The sequence below is a fragment of the Gilliamella sp. Pas-s27 genome, from assembly GCF_009795865.1.
GTDB lineage: Bacteria > Pseudomonadota > Gammaproteobacteria > Enterobacterales > Orbaceae > Gilliamella.
Map to the genome: position 1 here is coordinate 1 of NZ_WTEW01000026.1, position 20,043 is coordinate 20,043.

At 36.3% G+C, this 20,043-nt stretch carries 13 protein-coding genes; 6 read left to right on the top strand and 7 right to left on the bottom strand.

Annotation, left to right across the window (positions count from 1 at the left end):
- Positions 1 to 904: 904 nt before the first annotated feature.
- The 3 genes from GQ589_RS09765 to GQ589_RS09775 all read right to left on the bottom strand — a co-directional run bounded on the left by GQ589_RS09765 (position 905) and on the right by GQ589_RS09775 (position 5,994).
- A complete protein-coding gene (locus GQ589_RS09765; protein ID WP_202113755.1) occupies positions 905 to 1,423 on the bottom strand; it encodes an endonuclease V in 519 nt (172 codons plus the stop codon).
- A gap of 29 nt (positions 1,424 to 1,452) precedes the next feature.
- Positions 1,453 to 2,853, bottom strand: a complete 1,401-nt coding sequence (locus GQ589_RS09770; protein WP_160425897.1) for a DUF3999 family protein — start codon at positions 2,851 to 2,853, stop codon at positions 1,453 to 1,455.
- Between the two features lie 84 nt (positions 2,854 to 2,937).
- Positions 2,938 to 5,994 carry a DUF2339 domain-containing protein gene (locus tag GQ589_RS09775; RefSeq protein ID WP_160425898.1) on the bottom strand — a complete coding sequence of 1,019 codons (3,057 nt, stop codon included), beginning with the start codon at positions 5,992 to 5,994 and terminating at the stop codon, positions 2,938 to 2,940.
- Between the two features lie 358 nt (positions 5,995 to 6,352).
- Between GQ589_RS09775 and purL the strand changes: the two genes are divergently transcribed.
- Complete coding sequence (gene purL, locus GQ589_RS09780; RefSeq protein ID WP_160425900.1) at positions 6,353 to 10,255, top strand: phosphoribosylformylglycinamidine synthase; 3,903 nt, start codon at positions 6,353 to 6,355, stop codon at positions 10,253 to 10,255.
- 54 nt (positions 10,256 to 10,309) lie between these two features.
- Here the strand turns inward: purL and GQ589_RS09785 are convergent, their stop codons facing one another.
- On the bottom strand, positions 10,310 to 11,395 hold the full coding sequence (locus tag GQ589_RS09785) for a 3-deoxy-7-phosphoheptulonate synthase (protein ID WP_160400769.1): 1,086 nt from the start codon (positions 11,393 to 11,395) through the stop codon (positions 10,310 to 10,312).
- Positions 11,396 to 11,707: 312 nt separating this feature from the next.
- Positions 11,708 to 12,787, bottom strand: a complete 1,080-nt coding sequence (aroB, locus tag GQ589_RS09790) for a 3-dehydroquinate synthase (RefSeq protein WP_160425902.1) — start codon at positions 12,785 to 12,787, stop codon at positions 11,708 to 11,710.
- Between the two features lie 120 nt (positions 12,788 to 12,907).
- Between aroB and GQ589_RS09795 the strand changes: the two genes are divergently transcribed.
- Both GQ589_RS09795 and glnB read left to right on the top strand, forming a co-directional pair.
- Complete coding sequence (locus GQ589_RS09795) at positions 12,908 to 14,512, top strand: NAD+ synthase (RefSeq protein ID WP_202115075.1); 1,605 nt, start codon at positions 12,908 to 12,910, stop codon at positions 14,510 to 14,512.
- Positions 14,513 to 14,535: 23 nt separating this feature from the next.
- Positions 14,536 to 14,874 carry a nitrogen regulatory protein P-II gene (gene glnB / locus GQ589_RS09800; protein ID WP_160400767.1) on the top strand — a complete coding sequence of 113 codons (339 nt, stop codon included), beginning with the start codon at positions 14,536 to 14,538 and terminating at the stop codon, positions 14,872 to 14,874.
- Between the two features lie 7 nt (positions 14,875 to 14,881).
- Here the strand turns inward: glnB and GQ589_RS09805 are convergent, their stop codons facing one another.
- Positions 14,882 to 15,523, bottom strand: coding sequence for a hypothetical protein (locus tag GQ589_RS09805; protein ID WP_160411950.1), 642 nt, complete (start codon positions 15,521 to 15,523; stop codon positions 14,882 to 14,884).
- Between the two features lie 321 nt (positions 15,524 to 15,844).
- Here GQ589_RS09805 and GQ589_RS09810 point away from each other — a divergent pair, with 321 nt between their 5' ends.
- Positions 15,845 to 16,471: a TfoX/Sxy family DNA transformation protein gene (locus tag GQ589_RS09810; protein WP_160400765.1), complete on the top strand. Its 627-nt coding sequence runs from the start codon at positions 15,845 to 15,847 to the stop codon at positions 16,469 to 16,471.
- A gap of 114 nt (positions 16,472 to 16,585) precedes the next feature.
- Here GQ589_RS09810 and rhlB read toward each other — a convergent pair whose 3' ends face one another.
- Positions 16,586 to 17,815 (bottom strand): ATP-dependent RNA helicase RhlB, encoded by a 1,230-nt coding sequence (rhlB, locus tag GQ589_RS09815; protein ID WP_160400764.1) that lies wholly within the window; start codon positions 17,813 to 17,815, stop codon positions 16,586 to 16,588.
- 153 nt (positions 17,816 to 17,968) lie between these two features.
- On the opposite strand from rhlB, the gene trxA reads away from it, so the two are divergent.
- Entirely contained in the window at positions 17,969 to 18,295 is a 327-nt protein-coding gene (gene trxA / locus GQ589_RS09820; RefSeq protein WP_160411949.1) for a thioredoxin TrxA, read from the top strand.
- 389 nt (positions 18,296 to 18,684) lie between these two features.
- A complete protein-coding gene (rho, locus tag GQ589_RS09825) occupies positions 18,685 to 19,947 on the top strand; it encodes a transcription termination factor Rho (protein ID WP_160400762.1) in 1,263 nt (420 codons plus the stop codon).
- Positions 19,948 to 20,043 lie beyond the last annotated feature (96 nt).

Here is a 20,043-nt window from a genome sequence, read left to right on the forward strand (position 1 = left end):
GTGGCTCATCGCCTTTAACCTGCAACACCGACACCGGTGAACCCAGCCCCTCAACGGTTAAGGTATAACGATTATGACTCACACTCTTCAACCCATCAATTAACCCATTAACCAATCCCTCACCTAACTTGTCAACCAAACGGTCAAACTTGTTTGTCATGTTTTTTCTTCCTTCCTTACTTACTTATTGATTTAATTGAAATAAAGTATAATACCTTTTAGTTTGTTGTAATGATTCAAGTTCTAAATGTTTATCACTTTTAGTTATATAATAGATAATCTAAATGAAGTATAGAGCATTTTAAGACAAAATTTAAATAATTTTTAACGATGTTGTTGTTTAATATTAATAATTAAAGTTAGTTTAGTGGCATTTTTTTGCGGTGAAGCCATAGTCAAGAAAAGAATACCAATAAGTTTATTTTTATCAATTTAAGTATGATTTTTTGGGTTTTTTTACTTAAACGTAGTACAATCCTGAAATTTTTTGACAAAAATGGGGATACCTTTATTTTTTAGATAAATTATTTGTTTAGATAAACTGTGTGATAACCGGCATATCAAGCAAAAATTTACCAAAACCGCCTGCCACAAACGAATAGGAAAGCCGAAATAGTGATACGTAAACTAATGGAAAGTTGCAGAATCAGCAAATATTTAGTTACCAAAAGACTGACAACTAAAGCCTAAGCGATTTATTCACTTTTATAATACCGTTAAACCGCATAAAGCGATTTTAGGGAAAACGCCTTATGGAGTTTAGCGGATTATTTTAATCATGGAACGTAAACAACTCGGCATTTTCCTATACCTAATTTAACTCAACCATTCGCCGACTTATTGGGTCGGCGAATGTCCGCATTACAGTAATTTAATTCATCCTAGCCAAATTCAATCTAATCCGTTATTGTTCGTGTTTAAACAATTTTGTTTGTTGATCTAAATAGCTCAGCAAATCAGGCATTCGGTGTTTGCCTGCCATTGATTGCACACTATTGGCAGCATTTATTAGCGGTATGCCTATCGAGGTAACATATAGCGGGTGCTTACTTTGACCACGTAGCACTTCGATCAAATAGTCGCTATTACCTGAAAACGGCTTTTTAGCAACACCAATAACAGGGATGGTTTTATTTAATGCATGATACAAATGCCCCCCTAGCCCTATCTTACCTTCATCCAAATGCACATAACCATCAATCACAATGCAGGTAATGTTACTTAAATCAATTTTATCAAGCAGTGACATAATGCAAGGTAATTCACGTTGATAAAACTGACCTGATTGATAGGGCGCAACATGATCTTGATAATCGGTAATAACCGAATCAATTTCGGATTTTATGCTTGTCCAATCACGAAATAACACACCAACGGATTTGGCGCGGTTATCAATGTAATAAACATCAATTGCCAGTATCATTTTAAATGACTTCTTTTTTACAGTGTGATTTATGATGCTGACTTTTTGGCTTCTTTCAGGAGCATTAGACCTAAAAAAGTCAAAAATAACGCACCAGCAATTAAACAGATCCAAATTAACCATTTAGGTAAAGATGAACTCGTTGCTGTATTGCTATCGTTAACGCTTTGGGTTAATGCTTTTTTACCTGAAAGTTTAATATCTTCACCAATATAAGCTTCAGGAAGATCTTGTATCGACAACGAATCAGACAGCAATTCTTTTTCATTTAATGCCGCTGATTTTGCCTTAGCCGAACCCCAAGCCAAAATAAATGGTCCATTATTACCACTATTAAAAATCAAGTTCATACGATTACGGTAAGCAACTACTTGAGGGGCTTGGTCAAAGCTAGCGTTGTTAGCTTTTATCTTAAGCTGTTTTATTTGTAAATCGGGATCGTTTATTTTAATGTTTTGGCTTTGATCGGTATCTGTAACGCGTCGAATAATGTAATCGTCAAGTTTATGCCAGATTTGATCTTTATCATTACTTTTATAATAAAGGCTAATTGGCAATACCGTGCGTGAGTTTTGCAGTGAGATGGATAATTCTTTAACTGGCTGTGGTGTTGGTAACTGATAAAATGCCTCTTGCTCATCAGAAGATGCAAGTTCAAAATTAATTGGGTAAAGTGCAATTTTTGGGGCTGCCTTTCTAGAAATAAACTCAACTTTTTTAATAGTTGGGATCGTTTGTTGTTCTGATTTTAATTGTAAAATCCAATATTTAGCTTTGTAATTGGTATTGGATGGGATATCAATGGCATTGACTTTAAGCGATTGCTCATTATTGTTATCAACCAAAGACATCACTGGCACGTTATTTAGTGCGGTTTGCCAATTGCTTAAATCTTGGCTATAAAGTAGTTTAGCAGTAGCTTGCCAATTTTGACTTTCAGCGGTATCAAAATCGATTGATAAGCGACTAATTGCTTTTTCTAGTTTGATTTCGTTAGGAACTTGTAATAAATAAGTTGCATAGTATTGTTCCTGACTGTTGGTATTATCTAGGGAAATTTGAACATCTTTATTATTGATATTAATATTATATTGTTCAGTGCCTTGCTTACTTTGTTTTTCTTGGCGGTGTTCTTGGTTTTTATCTAAATCATAAATAGTGACCTGAAATATTTGATTGATGTCATCTTGTTGGTAAACATTAACTAATGCATAAGGCACAGGTTGTCCTTTATGATTAAATACACGAATATCATCTAAACGACTTGAAAGCGCTTGTGTATACACATCGCTCGTTAGATCTATACGGCTATACATACTTGAATCATTGCTAGTTTCAATCATTGCACCATAGGCATATTGGTTGGTTTTGTCTGTTGCTTGACTAAACCCACTGATTAGCATTAAAGCACTTAATAACAATTTTTTCATAATTCATTTATCCATAAAATTCAATAGCACTTAGGCTTTATTTCTATTTCTATACTGAAAACTGAAATTAATCATCTTCTCTAATTACGCCAAAATTTGCTTATTATTATCTTGTTTTGGAGGTAATGGCGCTAAATAGGCGATTAATAACATTAATAATGCGACACCAATAAAGGCAAATGCACGCAGTAATCCATCAAGCTCACGGATATCGACAAAGATTAATTTTATAATAACGATCATTTGAATAATTTCACCACTGTACCATACTTTTCGAAGTGAATAACGATGTCCGATAGTGATTAATATTACCGATGTTAACATCCAAAGCAACGAGGCAGTCATTTGAACAATATTGTTGTGCCACAAAGAATAAGCCATCCAAGATATATCAAATGTCTGGCTTAAGTAGCGTAATACTATGCTATTTGACCATAAAAAGGTTAGTGTGATTAATAGCACTAAAACCATATTTGGTAACGGTATATTAAAATAAGAAGTATTGATAATTTTGTTGCCAATGTGTGAATAACTGATGGCAAATTTTAACCAGACCGTTAACATAATTAAGCCAAAAATGGCACTTTCTTCTAACGGATTGAGAATCGGAATATATTGCCAGTAAATAATTTGTCCACTCATAGCAAGTCCAACAATTAAATAATAGCTAATATAAAGCACAATAGGTATTAGTCCTGTCATCCAATAAGATTTGATTAATGGCAACGAGGTCATTATTTGACGCTTAATCAAGAAGTAGAATAATAAAATAATACTGCTTGCTATGATTGTAGCAATACTCCATTTTACGACTTCGTAACCCCACGGTAATGAATCAAACCAATGAACGGTTTCACGAATTAACCAGCAAAGAATCATCCAGAATAAACTAATATGCAATACAATAGATAACGGACAGATTGTTTTTCCATCTATTTTAATGTGATTGTTTTTGATAAGGTTGTAGGCAACATGCAAATAATAATAGCAACTAACAAACGCAAGTACCCAAACTAAGCTCCAAACGCCGAAGCTTGATAAATAGTAATATCCAGTATGTGCTCTAAGCAATGACAAAGGTATTACTAACCATAGTGCTAACACTGCATAACGGATTATATTCCACTTTATTTTTTGACCAACGGCGTACCATAACCAAGTCGATACCGTAAAGCCCAATAAAATTGGAGCTACATTTGGTGTATTTTCATCAAGCATGAGTGGAATACATACTGAAATCCACAGTATCCAAGCAATAGAAGCGATGACCATAAATAATGTTTTAGTCAGTTTATCAATATCATCATTGCGGTCATAACAGTGCCATAAACATGCATTGATAAATAAAATAATACAGGTGATACCTAAAAGTGATACAAATGATGCTGTGGTTAAGTGATCATATTCTAAAGATATACAGGTAGAAATCATCCCCAATACAGTAATGGCTACACCAAGTAATGCTACGCGATAATATTTTTGAGAAAGCATAATCCAACTTAATGCTGTTCCCTCAAATAACCAAAGTGTCGCAGTCAAATTAGCACTAAAGGCAAGCGGAATGGATAACGTACTAAATGCTATACCAATAGCCAGCCCCAAAAGCGCAATTTTTTTAGCTGTTGTTGTCCACAAGCGTAAAATAATATAAGAACCAATCAGATAAAATAAACCAAAACCTAATGAAGAAAACGCAGGACCAAATTCCCATTGCTGAGTGATCGCATATTGCAATCCAAATCCTGATAATGGCGTTCCAAATAGCAAAATGCGATCAATCACATTTTGATAAGGTTCTTTATTATTACTGCGAATTGACAATAACACCGCCAAAATTCCATAAATTAGCATATTAGCGACGATGAATATTTGGCATTCAATATAAAACTCAGGTAGGAAATCACTCATTCCCCATAATAGCGATACAACAAAGGTAAATAAAAATCCTAATAGATTCAGAACTCGCCAAGATTGTGAAATACTGATCACCAAAATAGCACTAGAAACCATTAAATAATAACTAAATAACGCAACATGGTTACCCGAGCCATTAGATAATAGAATGGGGGTTAAATAGCCACCAACACAAGCAATAATAGCCAAACTCATTGCCCTTTGTGCAACGGCAAATACAACACTTGTTGAGCAAATCACGAATAAAATAGCAAAAGCCAGTAACATAGGTACTAGCTCATACAACCTATAAGCGGCAAAAATGGTTAGGTACAAAGTTGCAAATCCACCACCTTGCAAAATTAAGGCATAAATTTTGCGCTTATCTTTTAATTTCCAACCCACTGCCAATAAAGCAACGCCCAAGACTAACGCACCTAATACCCTCAACTCAGGTGAAAGTACATCATGTTCAACGCTATATTTAAACAGATACGTTAACCCTAAAAATAGTATTGCAATGGCAATTTTGGCAAGAACATTGCCTTTAACAAACCAATTAAACGCAAGTGCCCACAAATTAGGACCAGTGCTTGTAGTAGTCACTTTTTTATATGCAGAATCAAATGGATCTAATGTTGGTGATACTAATTCTGCTGAGTTTGTTATTTCAGGCTCGGTACCCTCATCGGATACCGATTCACTGGCACAAGTTTGTGCTTCTTGTTCTGTTGCGACTTCTTCATATGACGTATGTGCCTGCGTTAACGTATCGAAATCAACGTTTTTATCGTCAAGTGGATTGTGAGCAAATTGGTCGGATTGAGTGAATAAGACCGGCTCACTTTGGTCATTGAGTTGCAAACAATCGGCGTTTAAATTGTAATTATTAGCAGCACAAGGAATTTGGGGTGGAGGTTCGGTTATTAATAGATCAGCATCTTCGGATTCTTGAGTGACAGCATGGGTTTGATAGTCAAATTGTTGATTGGTATTTTCAGTATCACTATCATGTTGTTTGCTCTGTATGGTTAACTCATCCAAAGTTTGGTCGGTAGTTTCTTGAACCGTATCAGAACCTGACGAACTACTTTTTTGCTGATAAAGATGCTCTGAAAGCGATAAAACACTTTTTTGTAACTCTGTTAACTGATGCCTCAAAGCAGAAATTTGATTTCCTAAGCTAGAAAAATTAACAAACACTACTATTAGCATAACAATAATGAGTAAATAAAAAAGAAACTCCATGCTAATTTACCCTTATATTCTCATGAACAATCGTTAATTATTTTTATTATTCTTATGGTTAATATCAATAAATAATAAGTTATTATTTTTATCTTTCTATGCAGTAAACCAGTAATTATTCAATAAATCAATATTTTTTATCCTCACGCCCAATCTATGCCGTCCCCAAAAAAAACAAAAATCATTCAGGAAAGCTATTGATTTTATTAAAGTTTTTGTTTGTGTTTTTAACAAAAACCAAGCTTCTCCCCCCTCTCCATCACTCGATTAACTGTATTTCATATAGCCACACAGCGCGCTTTCTTTTATAATATTGTTCTATTTTTTCCCTATTTTTGGCTTAAAAAGAGTAATTTTTATGAAAATTTTAGCTGGCTGCTCTGCGTTATCTTCATTTCGTATTAGTAAAATCTTATCTACTTGTTGTGAAAAATCCATCCCTGTTATCAATATTGAAGCCCAATACCTGCATTTTGTTGATTTGGCAGGCGAATTGACGGCTGAACAAACGTTAACGCTAGATAAATTATTACAATACGGTCCAAAAAGTGCACAAATCAATGTCGATCAAACAGCTAGCAAGCAACTCTTTTTAGTGACACCAAGGGCGGGAACAATTTCGCCTTGGTCGTCGAAAGCAACCGATATTGCACACAATTGCGGCTTGTCACAGGTCCGCCGTATTGAGCGGGGAATTGCTTATTATGTGCAAGTGAGTTCAGCATTAACCGATTCACAAAAAAATGATTTTTTATCCTTAATTCATGATCGCATGATGGAAACGGTTTTTAGCAATCTTGAGCAAGTTGAACTGTTGTTTCATATTGATTCTCCTGCGCCTGTGACAACCATTAATTTATTAGGCGAAAGGCGCAAGGCATTACAAGACGCTAACCTAAAATTAGGTTTGGCATTGGCGCCTGATGAGATCGATTATTTGGTTGAAAATTTTCAAAAGCTAAAACGTAACCCAACCGATGTTGAGCTTTATATGTTTGCACAAGCAAACTCTGAGCATTGTCGCCACAAGATTTTTAATGCCGATTGGATTATTGACGGTAAAAAGCAACCTAAATCGTTATTTAAGATGATTAAAAATACCTTTGAGCATACGCCTGATTATGTTTCGTCTGCTTATAAGGATAATGCCGCGGTGATGGATGGTTCAATCGTTGGGCGCTTTTTTGCCGATAGCGAAGATAAAACCTACAGCTATCATCAAGAATATGCTGATATTTTAATGAAAGTTGAAACACATAATCACCCAACAGCAATATCGCCTTGGCCGGGAGCCGCCACAGGGAGTGGTGGTGAAATTCGTGACGAGGGCGCAACAGGGCGTGGCGCTAAACCGAAAGCTGGTTTAGTTGGGTTTTCGGTTTCTAATTTGCGGATCCCTCATTTTGAACAACCTTGGGAGCAAGATTTTGGTAAGCCAGAACGTATTGTTAGTGCGTTTGATATTATGATGGATGGTCCTTTAGGTGGGGCAGCGTTTAATAATGAATTTGGTCGTCCAGCTTTGTTGGGGTATTTCCGTACTTATGAAGAAAAGGTTAATAGCCATAATGGCGAGGAGCTGCGTGGTTATCATAAGCCAATTATGCTAGCTGGTGGTATGGGGAATATTCGTCGTGAACATATTCAAAAAGGTGAGTTCCCTGCTGGCTCTAAGCTGATTGTGTTAGGTGGCCCTGCGATGAATATTGGTTTAGGTGGTGGGGCGGCTTCGTCCATGGCATCGGGGCAGTCTGATGCCGATTTGGATTTTGCTTCTGTTCAGCGTGATAACCCTGAAATGGAGCGCCGTTGTCAGGAAGTTATCGATCGTTGTTGGCAACTTGGTGAAGATAATCCTATTTTGTTTATTCATGATGTTGGTGCAGGTGGTTTGTCTAATGCGATGCCTGAGCTTGTTAGCGATGGTGGCTGTGGTGGGCAATTTGAGTTGCGAAAGATACTCAACGATGAACCAGGGATGTCACCACTAGAAATTTGGTGTAACGAATCACAAGAGCGTTATGTGCTTGCTATTCACTCTGATAAATTGGCGCTATTTGATGCGCTTTGTCAACGTGAGCGTGCACCTTATGCGGTGATTGGTGAGGCAATTGCCAATAAAGCGGTTACCTTGCATGATGAGCATTTTAATAATAATCCCATCGATCTGCCATTAGATGTGCTACTTGGTAAAACGCCTAAAATGCAACGTGATGTTAAAACTCACCAAGCGCACGGTGATAGTTTTTCAACCTCTGATATTAATTTATATGATGCAGTTAAGCGAGTTTTACATTTGCCAACCGTTGCGGAAAAGACTTTTTTAATTACCATTGGCGATCGCTCTGTAACGGGGATGGTATCGCGCGATCAAATGGTTGGTCCATGGCAAGTGCCAGTGGCTGATTGTGCGGTGACTACAGCAAGTTTAGATAGCTATTATGGCGAAGCCATGTCAATCGGCGAGCGAGCACCCGTTGCACTACTTAACTTTGCCGCATCAGCAAGGCTTGCAGTTGGTGAAGCCATTACTAATATTGCCGCAACCAATATCGGTGATATCAAACGCATTAAGCTTTCGGCTAACTGGATGGCTGCAGCAGGTCACCCTGGTGAGGATGCGGGTCTTTACCAAGCCGTTAAGGCAATTGGTGAAGAGTTATGCCCAGCTTTAGGGCTAGCCATTCCAGTTGGTAAAGATTCAATGTCGATGAAAACCACTTGGCAACAAGAGGGTGAGAAAAAGACCATGACTTCGCCATTGTCGTTGGTGATTTCGGCATTTGCGCGGGTTGAAGACGTGCGTAAAACCGTAACACCTCAATTGCGTACTGATCAGGATAATACGTTGTTACTGGTTGATTTATCTAAAGGTCACCAAGCGTTAGGCGCAACCGCACTTGCGCAAGTGTATCGTCATTTAGGGCAAAAAACCGCAGATGTCCATGATCCTAAGGAGTTAGCTGCTTTTTATAATGCGATTCAGGCTTTAGTAAGCCAAAATGCGTTGCTTGCTTATCATGATCGTTCTGATGGTGGGCTGTTTGTGACATTAGCTGAAATGGCTTTTGCTGGGCATTGTGGTGTTGATGTAGATATTGCCTCGTTAGGCCATGATGTGATTGCTTCGTTATTTAATGAAGAATTAGGCGCAGTTATTCAAGTAGCTAATAATCGTTTAGATGATGTGATGGCATGCTTTAAGCAGTTTGGTTTATCTCATGCAATTCATGTGCTTGGTAGTGCTAAAACTGGTCAGCAATTTATTGTGCGTAACCAATCAGCGATTGTTTATAGCGAATCACGCTTAACCTTAAGAACATGGTGGGCGCAAACAACATGGCAGATGCAGCGTTTGCGAGATAATCCAGAATGTGCTGATCAAGAACATCAAGCAAAACAAAATGACGATGATCCTGGTTTAAATGTACATTTAACCTTTGATCCTAGTGTGGATATTGCCGCCCCTTATATTGCCAAAGGTACAAAACCTAAAGTGGCCATTTTGCGTGAGCAAGGTGTTAACTCGCATGTGGAGATGGCTGCTGCATTTGATAGAGCAGGTTTTCAAGCCATTGATGTGCATATGACAGATCTGCTTTCTGGGCGAGTTACACTTGATCCATTTAGTACGCTTGTTGCTTGTGGTGGTTTTTCTTATGGTGATGTGTTAGGTGCGGGAGAAGGTTGGGCAAAATCGATTTTATTTAATGAACAAGTTCGTGATGAATTTGAACGATTCTTTCATCGTCAAGATACTTTATCGTTAGGCGTTTGTAACGGTTGTCAAATGATGTCAAACTTGAAGGATCTGATTCCGGGGGCAGATTTGTGGCCACGGTTTGTTCGTAATTTGTCAGAACGCTTTGAGGCTCGTTTTAGTTTAGTGCAAATCCAACCAAGTCCATCTTTGCTGTTTACTGATATGGTGGGGTCTTATATGCCAATTGCGGTTTCACATGGAGAAGGACGTGTTGAAGTTGCTGATGATGCGCATTTGAGCAATTTAGAAACCTCGGGATTAGTTGCTGTTCGTTATATTGACCATTTTGGTAAAGTAACTCAACAATATCCTGCTAATCCAAATGGTTCACCAAACGGCATTACAGCAGTGACATCTCAAGATGGGCGAGCAACTATTATGATGCCTCACCCTGAGCGTGTATTTAGAACGGTAAGTAATTCATGGCACCCAGATAATTGGGGCGAAGATAGTCCGTGGATGAGAATGTTCCGTAATGCTCGTAAGCAGTTAGGTTAAATAAAAAAATCGCCGACGTTTTGTCGGCGATTTTGTTATCAGCGTTGAGGCTGTTTAAGCTTTAGCTGATTGCGGTTTTCTTTGAGTAAGTGGGTTTGCTAATTGGCTATTCATTTTTTGTAGTAGTTGTTCGGTTGTTTCCCAATTGATACAAGCATCCGTTACTGATACGCCATATTTGAAGTTTTCTTGTGGTTGTTCAGACGATTGATTGCCTTCAAATAAGTTACTTTCAATCATCACTCCAATAATCGAATTATTACCTTTTTCGATTTGCTTAATAATTGAGTCGGCAACAATTGGTTGATTACGGTAATCTTTATTGGAGTTTGCGTGGCTACAGTCAATCATTAAGTTAGGTAATAATCCTGCTTTTTGCATTTGCTCTTCACATAATGATACGCTTTGTGCATCGTAGTTAGGTGTTTTTCCACCACGCAAAATAACATGTCCGTGTGGGTTGCCTAAAGTTTGTAAAACAGTTACTTGTCCTTGTTGGTTGATGCCCACAAAGCGATGCGCCATTGATGCTGATTTCATGGCGTTAATAGCAACATCTAAACTGCCATCGGTGCCATTTTTAAAGCCGACTGGCATTGATAGGCCTGATGCCATTTCTCTATGTGTTTGCGATTCAGTGGTTCTTGCGCCAATGGCTGCCCAACTGATTAAATCACCAATATATTGTGGCGTGTTTGGATCTAATGCTTCTGTTGCAATTGGTAATCCAATTTTGGTGATGTCGAGTAATAATTTACGTGCTTTTTTAAGTCCGTGTTCAATGTCAAATGAACTATCCATGTGAGGGTCGTTAATCATGCCTTTCCAGCCGACAGTTGTGCGTGGTTTTTCGAAGTAAACTCGCATAACAATAAATAGGTGGTCTTTGACTTCATCTGATAGTTTTTTTAATTTATGGGCATATTCAATCGCCGCAATAGGATCGTGAATAGAGCAAGGACCACAAACAATTAGTAAACGGTGATCTCGGCGTTCTAAAATATCGACAATGGTTTGTCTTGATGAAGCAATTTGGTTTTCAAGTTCATGAGATAGCGGATAAAGTTTTTTTATCTCTTCGGGGGTAACTAGCATGTGTTCATCTCTAATTCGGATATTATTTAGTGTATCTTTTAACATTTTTGCTTTCCTTGTTAAAATCATTTTATTATTTTATATGTAAAATATTAATTACATAAACGTGTATAATGTAAACACAAAATTACATGATAGTAAATCAAATTTTCAATTATTAATTAGATTTCATTAGGTTTGTTGTTATTTAGTTGTTTGTTGTAAACTTAAATTTACATTTTAATGGTGTGGAAGTTTATGTGTTTTGATTGCATCCGTGTTTTATATTGAGGCACTTATCGTTAAGCTAGGTTGCCTTAGCTTAACGATAATAAAGTGGTTTATTGATGGCTAGTATACTTGGGATTATGGTGAATATTAAACGTTAGCAATAGACGCTAATACGATACTTTTATCAATGCCATCCATCACCTCAACATGCCCAATTTTAGTGGGTACAACGAGTCGTAATTGTCCAGATAGTACTTTTTTGTCTCGTAACATGTGTGGAAGGTAAGATTCAATCGGCATTTTTTCTGGTCTGTTAACAGGTAGTTTAGCACGTATTAGCAAGTTTTTGATTCGATCAAGATCTGCTTGTGTTAGTTTACCGAGTAATTTGGCAGTTTGAGCAGCCATTAACATTCCCACACTGACAGCTTCGCCATGTAGCCAGTTTCCATAGCCTAACTCTGCTTCTATGGCATGACCATAAGTGTGACCAAGATTTAAAATCGCACGCATGTTTTGTTCTGTTTCGTCGGCAGCAACCACTTTTGCTTTTAGTTCGCAACAGCGATAAATACAGTAACTAAGCGCATTACTGTCTAGGTTGAGTAAATCTTCAATATGCTGTTCTAACCAATTGAAGAATTCAGTATCTAAAATAATGCCATATTTTATGACTTCGGCAAGTCCTGCTGACAGTTCTCTTTGTGGTAAGGTTTTTAAGCAGTTGAGGTCAATAACCACCGCTTGAGGTTGGTAAAAGGCTCCAATCATATTTTTACCAAGCGGATGATTAATTGCTGTTTTACCGCCAACCGATGAGTCAACTTGGGAAAGTAGCGTGGTTGGTACTTGAATAAATTTAATTCCACGTTGGTAAGCCGAGGCAGCAAATCCAGCAACATCCCCGATGACGCCTCCACCAAGAGCAATAAGAATTGAGCTACGAGTATGGTTATTAGCAAGTAGAGCCGTAAGAATGGTGTTCCATGTTTCCATGGTTTTATACTGTTCACCATCGGGAACAACGACAGAATCCGTCTTTACACCTTGCTTTTCAAGCATATTAATCACTGTCTGCAAATAAAGTGGGGCGATCGTTTCATTTGTTGCGATGAGTACGCGTTGACCTGTTTGAAGTTTAAAATGTTCGAATTCAGTAATGAGATTTTCACCAATTGCGATCGGATAACTACGTTTTGCTAACGCCACATTTAATATTTTTTGCATATTAATTTCCAGACAAGTCTAAGCTGATTTATTGTTGCATGTTAGCGATAAAACAGTGGCAGTGCAACTTAGAATCATTTAAACTTATCAACAATTTTGATTTGTGATATTGAATTTTATATGTCTATTGTTTTAGTACAGAAAAATTGGCGCTTGGGTGATATAGAAGGTAACGCTAAGCAGATAATTGAACTGACTCGCCATCACTCATCCGATGATCTTCTTATTTTTTCAGAACTTGCTTTGTGTGGTTATCCCCCTGAAGATTTAGTTTATCGCACTGATTTTAAAGATCGTTGTCAAAAGGCTTTAGCTTTAATTGAGCAAGCCAGTAAGCATTGTGCAGTTATTGTTGGACATCCACATTGGCAAGATGAGCAACTTTATAATGCACTGTCGTTTTTTTGTGATGGGAAATTGCTAGCTTGCTATCATAAACAGTTACTACCTAATTATGATGTCTTTGATGAGAAGCGTTATTTTACTGCAGGTAACCAAACGTGTGTTGTGAACTTTAAAGGTCAAAAGATTGGCTTGTTAATTTGTGAAGATCTTTGGCAAAACCAGCCAATTGATGATATTAAACGTGCTCAAGCTGATTTTGTAGTTGCAATTAATGCTTCGCCTTATGATTATGAAAAACAGCAACAACGATATGATTTGGTTAAATACCATGCTAAACGCACAAGTTTACCCATTGTTTATGTCAACCAAATTGGGGGGCAAGATGAGTTGGTTTTTGATGGGTGTTCTTTTGCTTGTAATAAACAAGGTGAGGTTATTTGTCAACTTCAAGCATTTCAAGAAGATATAGCTATTTTAGATTTTACAAAAGCTCATAATGTAATAACCCCAAAACCAAAATTAGAAGAAGCTATTTTAGCTTCAGTCTATGATGCGTTAGTGCTAGCAACGCGAGATTATATTACTAAAAATGGCTTTGAAGGTGCTGTTTTAGGTCTTTCAGGCGGAATTGATTCTGCTCTAACACTAGCAATTGCTGTCGATGCTTTAGGTAAAGATAAAGTGCAAGCTGTGATGATGCCGTTTCGTTATACTGCTGATATAAGTATTGCTGACGCTAAGGAAGAAGCAGAAATATTAGGGGTCGAATTTGATATTGTTTCTATTGAGTCGATGTTTGATGCGTTTATGTCATCGTTAACTCCGCTGTTTTTAGGCTCTGCAAAAGATACCACAGAGGAAAACTTGCAAGCACGCTGTCGAGGTGTGATTTTAATGGCACTCTCCAACAAACGTCGAAGACTGGTACTGACAACAGGGAATAAAAGCGAAATGTCAGTCGGTTATGCAACGCTTTATGGCGATATGGCGGGTGGTTTTGATGTGCTTAAAGATGTGCCTAAAACTATGGTATTTGCATTATCAAAATATCGAAATACGCGTTCTTATGTGATTCCTGAACGGGTAATCACTCGGCCACCTTCAGCAGAGCTAGCACCCGATCAGAAAGATGAAGACAGTTTACCGCCATATGATGTTTTAGATGGAATTTTGAAAGGGTATGTTGAACTTGATCTTTCCATTGAACAACTTGTTGCACAAGGTTATGATGAAGTGACAATAAGGCGGGTTATTAAGTTGGTTGATATCAATGAGTATAAACGTCGTCAATCTGCAATTGGTCCTAAAATTACAGCTCGTAATTTTGGTAAAGGTCGACGATATCCTATTACTTCAGCTTTTGGATTTAAAAATTGGTAATCTTGAATTAAAGGAAACTAGATATGAAAAAAATTGAAGCAATCATCAAGCCATTCAAATTAGATGATATTCGCGAAGCACTTGCCGAACAAGGTATTACCGGTATGACAGTTACCGAAGTTAAAGGCTTTGGGCGTCAAAAAGGGCATACTGAGCTTTATCGAGGTGCCGAATATATGGTTGATTTCTTACCAAAAGTAAAAATTGAACTTATTGTACCTGACGATATTTTAGAAATGTGTATTGAAACTATTATGAAAACAGCACAAACTGGTAAAATCGGTGATGGTAAGATTTTTGTTTATAATGTTGAGCAAGTGATCCGTATTCGTACCGGCGAAATGGATGAATCGGCGATTTAGATTAATATTATTGAATATCTGGTCGTTCTTGTTTTAATAATGTTGGTGTTACAATACCTTGAATAGAACAAACAAGAAGGTTCATATTTGGTCCTTTTTCAAGTAATAATAGCTTTTCGGTCGTATCCGGTGCTGGAATAGTTTTGACACCAACAACCGTACCGGTATTTTTATGCCAAACTTGAATGTCGTCATTAATACTGCGAATCATTGGATTTCCAATATAAAGAAGGTTGTCTTCCATGTTTTTCCAATCTACTCCGTTTAATGTTTCTTTTATTTGATTAATATCATTGTCAATGATAAATCCCCAAAAATAATATTTCCCTATTTTGCCAAGATCCATAGAACTATCATAATAACCTGTGATTGTTAGGTCTTTGTAAGTTATTGGCGTTTTGAAATAGACATAGTTTTTGTCTGCATTGGAGCGATTTTCAATGGATATATAAGCTTGATTTTTTTCAAAAATTTTAATGCTTGTGTGTTTTTCTAAATCTTCTTTATTGGTGTAAACAACTTTAAAAAAATCAGGGGTACATTGTATTAATGAGTCAATTAACGGTAATGTATCGGCAGATGCAGTAAAAGAGTAAAATATAACAAATAGAGCAATAAATTTTTTTATCATTTTGATTGGATTTGACAAAAATTAAGTACCATTGAGTTAAATGCTTCCGATTGTATAATTATTACAACATAATAACAATGTTAATGCGGTTTTTCTTTTTAAGTATTGTTAAAAATTGTTAAGATTTGCTGTTTGTTTGAGGGTGTTTTTTACAAAAGTTAATTTAATTTCATAAAAATATAATTTATCAAGTAATAATGCATTTTATCTCTATATATGGAAGATAGATCGCATAATTCTGAATTTATTTAGAAATTGTTTGAATATAAAACAACTATAATTTAGATTAATTAGTAAGTTATTTTGGTTGCTTAATAAAGTTAAAAATGGAAATTGATTATGTGTTCAACATTTGCAAATCGAATTTTAACAGAGCTTTCTGATGTTAAAGATATTTCAATTAAAACATTTTTTGGTGGATTTAGCGTTAATAGTGAAGATATCATGTTTGGCTGGATTACCCAAAAAAACTTTTATTTAAGAGGTCATTCCGATTATCGTTCACTTTTTGTTGATTTAGGTATGCAGCCGTTAAGCATAACAATGGGTATGTCAACTAAATTACTTGATTACTATAGAGTTGGTGATGCGCTTTTTAAGGATCATGAAAAGTTACTTGCTATGGTAAAAATGGTGATTGAGTATACGAAAAAAGAGCAATATGAAAAAAGTGAAATTAAAGCAAAACGAATAAAAGAGTTGCCAAATATGACTTTGTCATTGGAAAGATTATTGTGCAGTGTCGGAATCAAGGATGTTAAAACACTACAAGAAGTAGGTTATTTAAATGCATATTATAAAATAAAACAAAAAAAAGAGACGATTTCAATTAATATACTGTTTGCTTTATATAGTTCGTTACATAAATTTCATGTTGCTACATTATCTAACGAAACTAAAAAAGAAATTGAACTTGAATATCAATGTTTTGTAAATCAAGTTGATAATAATTCGCATAAAAAATAACTTTTGTGTGTAGTACCGATTAACGTGTATTCGCTATCTGATAATGGTACTCAAGAGTAACTATTATTTATTGCATTTTCAGATAGCTTTTAATTGCTATTATTATTTAGTTAACTAGTTTGTTGGTTTTCTTCGCGGTGGACGTCTGAAAGGCTTTGGAGTTGGTAGATCAACCAATAGCGCAGAAGGATCATACTGGCTAACTGGAATAGTATGCTCAATTGCTTTTTCAATTGCAGGTAAATTTTGTGAATAACGTTCGCAAGCTAGTGAAATTGAGTAACCATCTGCGCCAGCACGTCCGGTTCGTCCAATTCGATGTCGATAATCATCGCAATCATCCGGCAGATCATAATTGAAGACGTGAGTAACGTTAGGTATATGTAATCCTCGTGCCGCGACGTCGGTGGCAACTAAGATGTCAAGATTACCTTGTGTAAATTGCTCTAAAATAGAAAGTCGTTTTTTCTGAGCAATGTCGCCAGTTAGTAGTCCAACACGGTGTCCATCGGCAATAAGATGTCGCCAAATTTTTTCACAAGTGACTTTGGTGTTAGCAAATACAATACAACGGTCAGGCCACTCTTCTTCAATAAGGGTCTGTAAAAGAGCTAATTTATCTTCATTCGATGGGAAAAATAGTTCTTCTTTTATGCGGTGACCAATTTTTTGTTCTGGCTCAACTTCTACATATTCTGGGTTGTTCATATATTCAAAAGCTAATTCGCGCACATTATGGGTCAACGTTGCAGAAAATAACATAGTTAGTCTTTTTTGTGGAGGCGTCATATGTTTGAAAATCCAACGGATATCGCGGATAAATCCTAAATCAAACATACGATCTGCTTCGTCTAAGACTACAACTTGAATTGCTTCTAGATTAATGTAATTTTGTTTCGCATAATCAATTAACCTTCCCGTTGTTGCAATTAAAATATCGACGCCAGTAGAGAGCATTTTTAATTGCTTATCATAGCCATCACCACCAAAAGCAAGACCCAGTTTAAGCCCTGTTTCTTCTGATAAACGTTCAGCGTCATGGTATATTTGCACAACTAATTCGCGTGTTGGGGCAATAATGATAGCTCTTGGTTGATTAGTTTGGTGATCAGGTAACGGTTCATGATTCAACAAGTAATTAAATGTTGATGCCAAAAACGCCATGGTTTTGCCCGTTCCTGTTTGCCCTTGCCCAGCAATATCTATTCCTTTAGAGGTTAGCGGTAATGTCTTTTCTTGAATAGGAGTACAATAAACAAATTCATTTTTCTCAAGTGCTTTTAACACTAAAGGATGAAGAGGAAATTGGCTAAAAGTTGTTTTGGTAAGATATGATTGAATCATTGTGGTTGCGAATATAATTATCAGAATTACGGCATTATAACATACTAAACACAGTGACATCACTAATAATTATATCCTATTATACTAATTACTAGTAGAGGAAAGTGAAGTAATCTATTATTGAATAAAATTTGCAATATGTTGGAGAATAAAATGAGTAATAATATCGTTCAGTTATCAGAAGTTACATTTGATAAAACAATTAGTGAATCAACAAAACCTGTACTTGTTGATTTTTGGGCTCCATGGTGTGGACCTTGTAAAATGGTTGCTCCGATTTTGGAAGAAATCGCTCAAGAATATGATGATAAAATTATTGTTGCTAAATTAAATGTTGAGGAAAACGCTAATGTAGCGCCTAAATTTGGTATTCGAGGTATTCCTACTTTATTGATTTTTAAAAATGGGGAAGTTGTTGCAACTCAAGTGGGTGCGTTATCTAAGGCTCAACTTAAAAACTTTATCGATCCTCAATTATAATAAATATCTTATATTTAATAAGCTGGTATTTAATAAACTGGTATTTAATAAACATAGTTAAGAGAGTGGTGAGTTATTCATTGCTCTTTGCTTTATTTTTTGGGTTTTATTCATCAGTATAAAGTGTTTGGTTTAATTAAATATAGACATGCTAATGTTTTTAGTGTAAATTGCTAGCCTCTTACAAATATTCCTTTCTAAAATTCATTGTTTTATTGGTAAAGTGATGAAATTCTATATTCAGATCTTCAATTATCACCAAAAGCTTAGCAATCGATTGAATTTATGCGTTGTAAGGGAAGGAGATTTTTATAAGTAAATGAAACAAATAGACAAAAAGAATATTAATTGCAAACATATCAATTTTATCCTCAAGAATTTTTAAAATTATGAATTTAACTGAATTAAAAAACACTTCTGTCTCTGAGCTTGTCACGCTTGGTGAAAAACAAATGGGCCTTGAAAATCTTGCCCGTCTTAGAAAACAAGACATCATTTTTGCAATCTTAAAACAACATGCTAAAAGTGGTGAAGATATTTTTGGCGATGGTGTACTCGAAATTTTGCAAGATGGATTTGGATTTTTACGTTCAGCAGACAGCTCTTATTTAGCTGGACCTGATGATATTTATGTGTCACCAAGCCAGATTCGACGGTTTAATTTAAGGACTGGTGATACCATTGCAGGTAAAATTCGCCCACCAAAAGAAGGTGAACGTTATTTTGCTTTGTTAAAAGTCAATGAAGTTAATCACGATAAACCTGAAAATGCCCGCAATAAGATCCTTTTTGAAAACTTAACTCCACTCCACCCCAATTCCCGTTTACGTATGGAACGAGGTAATGGTTCAACAGAAGATATCACTGCAAGAGTACTTGATTTAGCATCCCCAATTGGTAAAGGGCAACGTGGTTTGATTGTTGCTCCGCCTAAAGCGGGTAAAACAATGCTTTTGCAAAATATTGCACAAAGTTTGGCTGTTAATCATCCTGAATGTGAATTAGTCGTATTGATGATTGATGAACGTCCAGAAGAAGTTACCGAAATGCAACGTCTAGTTAAAGGTGAAGTGGTAGCGTCAACATTTGATGAACCAGCAGCAAGACACGTTCAAGTCGCTGAAATGGTTATTGAACGTGCAAAACGTTTAGTTGAACATAAAAAAGATGTGATTATTTTATTAGACTCGATCACACGTTTGGCGCGAGCATACAATACAGTTGTTCCTTCATCAGGTAAAGTATTAACCGGTGGTGTGGATGCAAATGCGTTACACCGTCCAAAACGTTTTTTTGGTGCTGCTCGTAATGTCGAAGAAGGTGGTAGTTTAACTATTATTGCAACCGCATTGATTGATACTGGTTCTAAAATGGATGAAGTTATCTACGAAGAGTTTAAGGGTACGGGTAATATGGAAGTTCATTTATCGCGTAAAATTGCTGAACGTCGTGTGTTCCCAGCAATTGACTTTAATCGTTCAGGTACACGTAAAGAAGATTTAATGACTTCGCCAGATGAACTACAAAAAATGTGGATCTTACGCAAAATTCTTAACCCAATGGGTGAGACTGATGCAATGGAATTTTTGATCGACAAACTTGCTATGACCAAAACCAATGATGAATTTTTCGAAATGATGAAACGGTCATGATTTATTCAATTGATAATAAATATCATTAAAGTAATGAAAAAGAGCCGTATTGTATTCTGATACGGTTTTTTTATGTAAAAATATAGTGTAGTTTAT

Excerpts from the sequence above, each read along its gene's own strand:
- GQ589_RS09765 (WP_202113755.1), bottom strand. The coding sequence starts at position 1,423 with ATGATACTGGCAATTGATGTTTATTACATTGATAACCGCGCCAAATCC.
- GQ589_RS09770 (WP_160425897.1), bottom strand. The coding sequence starts at position 2,853 with ATGAAAAAATTGTTATTAAGTGCTTTAATGCTAATCAGTGGGTTTAGT.
- GQ589_RS09775 (WP_160425898.1), bottom strand. The coding sequence starts at position 5,994 with ATGGAGTTTCTTTTTTATTTACTCATTATTGTTATGCTAATAGTAGTG.
- purL (WP_160425900.1), top strand. The coding sequence starts at position 6,353 with ATGAAAATTTTAGCTGGCTGCTCTGCGTTATCTTCATTTCGTATTAGT.
- GQ589_RS09785 (WP_160400769.1), bottom strand. The coding sequence starts at position 11,395 with ATGTTAAAAGATACACTAAATAATATCCGAATTAGAGATGAACACATG.
- aroB (WP_160425902.1), bottom strand. The coding sequence starts at position 12,787 with ATGCAAAAAATATTAAATGTGGCGTTAGCAAAACGTAGTTATCCGATC.
- GQ589_RS09795 (WP_202115075.1), top strand. The coding sequence starts at position 12,908 with ATGTCTATTGTTTTAGTACAGAAAAATTGGCGCTTGGGTGATATAGAA.
- glnB (WP_160400767.1), top strand. The coding sequence starts at position 14,536 with ATGAAAAAAATTGAAGCAATCATCAAGCCATTCAAATTAGATGATATT.
- GQ589_RS09810 (WP_160400765.1), top strand. The coding sequence starts at position 15,845 with ATGTGTTCAACATTTGCAAATCGAATTTTAACAGAGCTTTCTGATGTT.
- rhlB (WP_160400764.1), bottom strand. The coding sequence starts at position 17,815 with ATGATTCAATCATATCTTACCAAAACAACTTTTAGCCAATTTCCTCTT.
- trxA (WP_160411949.1), top strand. The coding sequence starts at position 17,969 with ATGAGTAATAATATCGTTCAGTTATCAGAAGTTACATTTGATAAAACA.
- rho (WP_160400762.1), top strand. The coding sequence starts at position 18,685 with ATGAATTTAACTGAATTAAAAAACACTTCTGTCTCTGAGCTTGTCACG.